General features: G+C 68.0%; 8 protein-coding genes. 4 read left to right on the top strand and 4 right to left on the bottom strand.

The window, feature by feature from the left end:
- Positions 1–406: 406 nt before the first annotated feature.
- The gene (locus ACWFRJ_RS26345) at positions 407–1048 is read right to left on the bottom strand and encodes a DNA-3-methyladenine glycosylase (RefSeq protein WP_453535696.1); all 642 of its coding nucleotides are present in this window, start codon (positions 1046–1048) and stop codon (positions 407–409) included.
- A 167-nt stretch (positions 1049–1215) separates the two neighbouring features.
- On the opposite strand from ACWFRJ_RS26345, the gene ACWFRJ_RS26340 reads away from it, so the two are divergent.
- The 3 genes from ACWFRJ_RS26340 to ACWFRJ_RS26330 all read left to right on the top strand — a co-directional run bounded on the left by ACWFRJ_RS26340 (position 1216) and on the right by ACWFRJ_RS26330 (position 3296).
- Complete coding sequence (locus ACWFRJ_RS26340) at positions 1216–1998, top strand: sporulation protein (protein WP_389910607.1); 783 nt, start codon at positions 1216–1218, stop codon at positions 1996–1998.
- Positions 1999–2089: 91 nt separating this feature from the next.
- Complete coding sequence (locus tag ACWFRJ_RS26335) at positions 2090–2629, top strand: YbhB/YbcL family Raf kinase inhibitor-like protein (RefSeq protein ID WP_453535693.1); 540 nt, start codon at positions 2090–2092, stop codon at positions 2627–2629.
- Between the two features lie 160 nt (positions 2630–2789).
- Positions 2790–3296 carry an HNH endonuclease gene (locus ACWFRJ_RS26330; protein WP_453535690.1) on the top strand — a complete coding sequence of 169 codons (507 nt, stop codon included), beginning with the start codon at positions 2790–2792 and terminating at the stop codon, positions 3294–3296.
- A 77-nt stretch (positions 3297–3373) separates the two neighbouring features.
- On the opposite strand, the gene ACWFRJ_RS26325 is transcribed toward ACWFRJ_RS26330, so the two are convergent.
- From ACWFRJ_RS26325 to ACWFRJ_RS26315, 3 genes are all read right to left on the bottom strand, one after another.
- Positions 3374–4315, bottom strand: a complete 942-nt coding sequence (locus tag ACWFRJ_RS26325) for an SPFH domain-containing protein (RefSeq protein ID WP_383283789.1) — start codon at positions 4313–4315, stop codon at positions 3374–3376.
- A gap of 131 nt (positions 4316–4446) precedes the next feature.
- On the bottom strand, positions 4447–4875 hold the full coding sequence (locus ACWFRJ_RS26320; RefSeq protein ID WP_453535686.1) for an NfeD family protein: 429 nt from the start codon (positions 4873–4875) through the stop codon (positions 4447–4449).
- A gap of 83 nt (positions 4876–4958) precedes the next feature.
- On the bottom strand, positions 4959–5756 hold the full coding sequence (locus ACWFRJ_RS26315; protein ID WP_453535683.1) for an ABC transporter ATP-binding protein: 798 nt from the start codon (positions 5754–5756) through the stop codon (positions 4959–4961).
- A gap of 123 nt (positions 5757–5879) precedes the next feature.
- Between ACWFRJ_RS26315 and ACWFRJ_RS26310 the strand changes: the two genes are divergently transcribed.
- A complete protein-coding gene (locus tag ACWFRJ_RS26310; protein WP_453535680.1) occupies positions 5880–6662 on the top strand; it encodes a hypothetical protein in 783 nt (260 codons plus the stop codon).
- Positions 6663–6669 lie beyond the last annotated feature (7 nt).

Here is a 6669-nt window from a genome sequence, read left to right as displayed (position 1 = left end):
GACTTTTGGCACGCTGTTGAGTTCTCAAGGAACGGACGCTTCCTTTGTACTCACCCTCTCGGGCTTTCCTCCGGGCGCTTCCCTTCGGTGTTTCTATTTTGTCTTGCTGTGTTTCGTTCTTGCGTTCCCAACTCTACCAGATCCGTTTTCCGTTCCGTTTCCGGTTCGGATTTCATTTCCGGTGGCCGTTGGGGGCCTTTGCCTTTCGGCGTGTTCACTACGTTAGCGGATTCCCTCTGCAACTCATAATCGAGTTCCGCGAGTTCGAATTCCGGCATGCGAGCATGCGAAATGCGCCCCCGCTGAGGGGAAGTCGTAGGTAGTGGTTGGCCGCTTCCAGCTGCTGGCAGATTGCCGTAACCGGGTCAAGCGGCTCGGGCCACATTACGGTCCGCCCAGGGCCGAGTCAAGTTCGGCGGCGTCGGGGCGCATGGGCCCGATAGGGGCTGACCGTCGGGTCGTTGGGGATCCAGAAGCGCCAGGGGTGGACGGCGCCTTCACCGCCGACTCCCGTACGGGGTCCGCTGCTGACCTGGTCGGGGTGGACGGGGGTGCCCGTAAGGAGGGTGAGAGGGGCGTCCGGGCCCGCGCAGAAGTCGACGCCGTTCAGGCTCCGGTCCACGTCAAGGGCCGTGGCCAGGCGCGCCGGGCCTTTGGCCAGTTCCCTGTCGTTGCGGGCCGAGAGCCGACGCTTGCGGGCGATCTCGGCGCCGGTCGTGATCTCCCCTGCCCTGAGCAGGACCCCGCTCGCCTTGCCTTCCGGACCGCACACCACGTTGAGGCAGTGCCACATGCCGTAGGTGAAGTAGACGTACGCGTGTCCGGGCGGACCGAACATCACGCTGTTGCGGGCAGTCGGACCGCGATAGGCGTGTGATCCCGGATCGGCCTCGCCCGCGTACGCCTCCACCTCTGTCAGGCGCAGTTCGATCGGGCCGCCCGGTGAGCTGCGTACGAGGACACGGCCCAGGAGATCCGGGGCCACATCGAGGACGGGGCGCTCGAAGAAGTCGGGGGTCAGGGGCGTACGGTCAGGGACCTCGATCATGGCGTCCGAGCCTACTGGAGACAGTTTGGCCAGGTGGGTGGTCACCGGCTGAGCGGATTGCCAGGGTGAGGCGCGGAACCGGACGTGGGTTCACCGCGTTTGTATGGATCAAGGATTCAAGTCGAGTCGAGTCGAACCACAGGCTGGGCCTGGGGGGATGGAGAGTCATGGGGTTCAAGAAGCTGCTTGCGAGCCTGGGTGCCGGTGGTGCTTCGGTGGAGACGGTGCTGACCGAGGTCAACGTCGTACCCGGTGGTGTCGTCCAGGGTGAGGTGCGGATCCAGGGCGGCTCCGTGGACCAGGAGATCGAGGGTCTGTCCGTCGGTCTGCAGGCGCGGGTCGAGGTCGAGGGCAACGACCAGGAGACGAAGCAGGACATCGAGTTCACCAAGGTGCGGCTCGGTGGGGCCTTCACGCTCCAGGCGGGCCAGGTGCACGCGGTGCCGTTCGGGCTCGAGATCCCCTGGGAGACGCCGGTCACCTCCATCGACGGGCAGCAGCTGCGCGGGATGAACATCGGTGTGACCACGGAGCTCGAGATCGCGCGGGCCGTGGACTCCGGTGACCTGGACCCCATCAACGTGCACCCGCTGCCGGCGCAGCAGGCCATCCTGGACGCCTTCATCCAGCTGGGCTTCCGCTTCAAGAGCGCCGACATGGAGCGCGGTCACATCCGTGGCACGCGGCAGAAGCTGCCGTTCTACCAGGAGATCGAGTTCTACCCGCCGCAGCAGTACCGCGGCCTGAACCAGGTCGAGTTGAGCTTCGTGGCCGACGACCGCGAGATGGACGTCATCCTGGAGATGGACAAGAAGCCGGGTCTCTTCAGTGAGGGCAGCGACTCGTTCCGGTCGTTCCAGGTCGGTCTCGCCGACTTCCAGGGGACGGACTGGGCGGCGTACCTCAACGAATGGCTGTCCCAGGTCGGCAGCAAGCGCAACTGGTTCTAGGGTCAAAGGGTTCTAGGGTCGAAGGGTTCTAGGCTCGTAACGGAAGAGCAGTAGAGCTACCGACCAGCAGAACCAACCAGGAGGTGCCGACGTGACCGAGCTCAAGAGGCCGCCGCTTCCCCACGCCTTCCATCCGCCCGTGCCGTCGTTCACGGTCGTGAGCGAGGACTTCGAGCCGGGGGCGGTCCTTAAGGACGCTCAGGTCCATGCGGCCGGGAACACCTCGCCGCACCTGCGGTGGGAAGGCTTCCCGCCGGAGACCAAGAGCTTCGCCGTGACGTGCTTCGACCCGGACGCGCCCACGGGCAGCGGGTTCTGGCACTGGTCCGTCATCGACATCCCGGTGTCGGTGACGGAACTGCCCACCGGCGCGGGCAGCGGCAAGTTCGAGGGGCTGCCCGAGGGCGCGGTGCAGGTGCGCAACGACTACGGGACGAAGGAATTCGGTGGCGCGGCGCCGCCGCCCGGTGACCCGGCGCACCGCTATGTGTTCACCGTGTACGCCGTGGATCAGGAGAAGCTCGGACCCGACTCCGACGCTTCGCCTGCCGCCATCGGTTTCAACCTCCGGTTCCACACGCTCGGGCGCGCACAGGTGCTCGCCGAGTACGCGGCTCCCGCCGACAGCTGAGAGTCAGCGTCCAGCGTTCACCGGACGTTTGCCCGCCCCTGGTCATGGAATTGATCAGGGGCGGGCATTTTTTATTGCGTTGTCCATCTCGGCGTGCCCGGCCAGAGTTGATCCCAGCCCGCCAGGGGGTGGGTCGGTGTGCATACGGGAGGTGGGCGAAATGCGGGACACGCTGGTGCTGAACGCGAGCTTCGAGCCGCTGTCGACGGTGACGCTGAACCGTGCCGTCGTGCTGGTCCTCAACGACAAGGCCGTCGTCGAGCAGGCCCACCCCGGACTCCGTGTGCGCGCCGCGGCGGTCGAGATACCGGTGCCTCGGGTGATCAGGCTCTGCAGGTACGTACGGGTGCCTTTCCGAAGACGGGCTCCGTGGTCGCGGCGCGGTGTTCTCGTGCGGGACCAGCACAGGTGCGCGTACTGCGGGAGGCGGGCGACGACCGTGGACCACGTGGTGCCGCGGGCGCAGGGCGGTGCGGACACCTGGCTGAACACGGTCGCTTCGTGCGCGATGGACAATCACCGCAAGGCGGACCGTACGCCTGAGGAGGCGGGGATGCCCTTGTTGCGGCAGCCCTTCGAGCCGACGCCTGCGGGTGCGATGCTCTTGTCTCTCGGCAGGGACGAACTGGCGACGCTTCCGGGTTGGCTGGCGGCGCCTGCCGCGTAGCTGCTCGGTGCTGAGTGCGCGAGAAAGCCCGCACCCCTTTCGGGGCGCGGGCTTCTCGCGTCAGCGGGTTTCTCGCGTCAGTCGATCGGCGGCTGTTCGCGGCGCTCCTTGGCGGGCTCGCCGCCCCCGCCGCCCCCGCCGCCCATCGGCCCGAAGTTGCCCATGGCGCCACTCAGCCCCTTGAGCGCGTCGCCGATCTCGCTGGGAACGATCCAGAGCTTGTTCGCGTCGCCTTCGGCGATCTTCGGAAGCATCTGGAGGTACTGGTACGCGAGGAGCTTCTGGTCGGCGTCGCCGGCGTGGATGGACTCGAAGACCGTACGGATCGCTTGGGCCTCGCCCTCGGCGCGCAGGGCCGCGGCCTTGGCCTCACCTTCGGCGCGCAGGATCGCGGACTGCTTCTCACCTTCGGCGCGCAGGATCTCCGACTGCCGTACACCTTCGGCCTGGAGGATCGCGGCGCGCTTGTCGCGGTCGGCGCGCATCTGCTTCTCCATCGAGTCCTGGATGGAGGTCGGCGGCTCGATCGCCTTGAGCTCGACGCGGTTGACGCGGATGCCCCACTTGCCGGTGGCCTCGTCGAGGACGCCGCGCAGCGCCGCGTTGATCTCCTCGCGGGACGTCAGGGTCCGCTCGAGGTCCATGCCACCGATGATGTTTCGCAGTGTGGTGACGGTGAGCTGCTCGATCGCCTGGATGTAGCTGGCGACTTCGTACGTCGCGGCGCGGGCGTCGGTCACCTGGTAGTAGATGACGGTGTCGATGTTCACCACGAGGTTGTCCTGGGTGATCACCGGCTGGGGCGGGAAGGGCACGACCTGTTCACGGAGGTCGATGCGGTTGCGGATCGAGTCGATGAACGGGACGACGATGTTCAGGCCCGCGTTCAAGGTCCGTGTGTAGCGGCCGAATCGCTCGACGATCGCCGCACTGGCCTGCGGGATGACCTGGATCGTCTTGATCAGGGCGATGAAGACCAGCACCACCAGAATGATCAGGACGATGATGATTGGTTGCATCGTTGTTCCCCGTACCCCTCTTGCTCGGTGTTCCCAAAAGATCCGCGGAGCCGGCACGTGGACCGGCGAAGATCTTGCTGGTCGAGTCTGTCAGACCGTCGCACACCCTGTGGTGCATTCACCGTGGTGCATCACATGACGATCGCCGTCGCTCCGTCGATCTCGACGACATCGACCTCGCGTCCCGCCTCGAAGGCCTGGTCGGTGTCGAGCGCGCGGGCCGACCAGATCTCGCCGGCTAGCTTGATCCGGCCGCCGGAGCCGTCGACCCGTTCAAGGACAACGGCCGTCCTGCCCTTCAGCGCGTCCACTCCCGTGGCCAGCCTGGGTCCTTGGGAACGTTGTCGCGTCGCCATGGGGCGTACGACCGCGATGAGCGCGACCGACACCGCGGCGAAGACAGCCACTTGGAGCACGGCGCCGCCACCGAGGCCCGCGGTCACGGCGCCCGCGACGGCGCCCACGGAGAGCATGCCCAACTCGGGCATGGCGGTCAGTACGAGCGGGATTCCGAGCGCGGCGGCGCCGATCAGCCACCACACCCAAGCTTCGATGTCCACATGGTCATGGTAGGACGGCGAGCTCTTCCCGCACAGGGCACGTGATCTCCCGGCCTGAGCGCGCCCGGCCGTTCGCGCCGGTGTCAGCGGAGCGAGAGGCCCTGGGCGCTCCAGCGCTCGCCCCGCTCCTCGACCACCAGGGGCAGTCCGAAGCAGAGGGAGAGGTTGCGGGAGGTCAGTTCGAGCTCCAGCGGGCCCGCGGCCAGAATCTTGCCCTGCCGGATCATGAGGACGTGGGTGAAGCCGGGGGCGATCTCCTCGACGTGGTGCGTGACCATGATCATCGAGGGGGCGATCGGGTCGCGGGCGAGGCGGCCGAGGCGGCGTACGAGGTCTTCGCGGCCACCGAGGTCGAGGCCCGCGGCGGGCTCGTCCAGGAGGAGCAGCTCGGGGTCGGTCATCAGGGCGCGCGCGATCAGGGTGCGCTTGCGCTCTCCCTCGGAGAGAGTGCCGAACTTGCGGTCCAGGTAGTCGCTCATGCCGAGGCGGTCGAGGAAGGCGCGGGCGCGCTGCTCGTCGATGTCCTCGTAGTCCTCGTGCCAGCCGGCGGTCATGCCGTACGCGGCCGTGAGCACCGTCTGGAGCACGGTCTGGCCCTTGGGCAGCTTCTCGGCCATCGCGATTCCGGCGACACCGATGCGCGGGCGCAGCTCGAAGACGTCCGTGCCGGGCTTGCCGAGGGTCTCGCCGAGGATGGTGGCGGTGCCGGTGCTCGGGTAGAGGTAGCTTGACGCGAGGTTCAGGAGGGTGGTCTTGCCCGCGCCGTTCGGTCCGAGGATGACCCAGCGCTCACCCTCCTTGACCGACCAGGAGACCTGGTCCACCAGAGCCCGGCCCTCGCGGACAACGGATACGTCCTCCAGCTCCAGTACATCGCTCATGAGCGCGTTGTCTCCCATTGCAGTCTCGGCTGTCGCTTGCGTCTGTGGACGCAGTCCCCTGGGAGAAAACCTACGCCACCGGTCGAGCGCTCCAGTGCCTAGCCCGGTCCTTAGGCTGTACGCATGCTCTCGGAACCACGCTCAGGACGCTTGGCAGCATGGGGAAATGCCCTTCTTGCCGGACTTGTCTCACCGGATGACGCGGTGCTCGCGACGGTCGGCGACGACGCCGTGCACCGGGTCGAAGGTCTTCCCGGCGAGGCGGGGCCCGTCGGTCTCACGCTCGCCCTCGGAAGATTGCGCACGCTCGGGGTGACCGGGCTTCGGGTCGCGCTGCCCGCGCCGGGGCACCCGCTCGGTCTGAGCGGGCCGCCCGCTTTCAACGCGCGGGCCCTCGATGCGCAGGAGGCGGTCGTCGCCTACGGCGCGCCGTACGGCCTGGTGCCCGAGGTGTCCGAGGCGGGGCCCGCCGGCGACGTGCATGTGGAGGTCCTCTGGCACTGCCTGCCCGTACGGGAGGCGCCGCCCGCCGATGTGCCCTCGCTGAGCGAGGCGGAGCGCGAGCTCGCCGAGGCGCTGCGGGATGCGACGGAGGTGCTCTCGCGGCTGGACGTCGCGGGCTCGGGGCCGGTCGCCGAGGCGGCGGTGGACGCGTACCGGGCGCGGGCCGAGCGGGGGCGCGAGGCGCTCGCACCGGGGTATCCGCCACGTGCGGTACGGGTGTTGGAGCTGGCTCAGCGGGTCGGCCTGCTGATCTCGGTGGCGTACGAGAACGGCCATGGCGGGGCTGTGAGCGCCTCGGAGATGGCGGCACGGGGTGAGGCGCTCCGGCCGGTGGAACGGACGGCTCGGCGGGCACAGGTGGCCGCGTACAACGCCTTTGTGGAGGAGCGGGAGCGGGGCTGAGGCCCTC

Source organism: Streptomyces sp. NPDC055239 (assembly GCF_053606205.1).
This window is presented reverse-complemented; position numbering and strand designations above follow the sequence as displayed.

Excerpts from the sequence above, each read along its gene's own strand:
- ACWFRJ_RS26345 (WP_453535696.1), bottom strand. The coding sequence starts at position 1,048 with ATGATCGAGGTCCCTGACCGTACGCCCCTGACCCCCGACTTCTTCGAG.
- ACWFRJ_RS26340 (WP_389910607.1), top strand. The coding sequence starts at position 1,216 with ATGGGGTTCAAGAAGCTGCTTGCGAGCCTGGGTGCCGGTGGTGCTTCG.
- ACWFRJ_RS26330 (WP_453535690.1), top strand. The coding sequence starts at position 2,790 with ATGCGGGACACGCTGGTGCTGAACGCGAGCTTCGAGCCGCTGTCGACG.
- ACWFRJ_RS26325 (WP_383283789.1), bottom strand. The coding sequence starts at position 4,315 with ATGCAACCAATCATCATCGTCCTGATCATTCTGGTGGTGCTGGTCTTC.
- ACWFRJ_RS26315 (WP_453535683.1), bottom strand. The coding sequence starts at position 5,756 with ATGAGCGATGTACTGGAGCTGGAGGACGTATCCGTTGTCCGCGAGGGC.
- ACWFRJ_RS26310 (WP_453535680.1), top strand. The coding sequence starts at position 5,880 with ATGCTCTCGGAACCACGCTCAGGACGCTTGGCAGCATGGGGAAATGCC.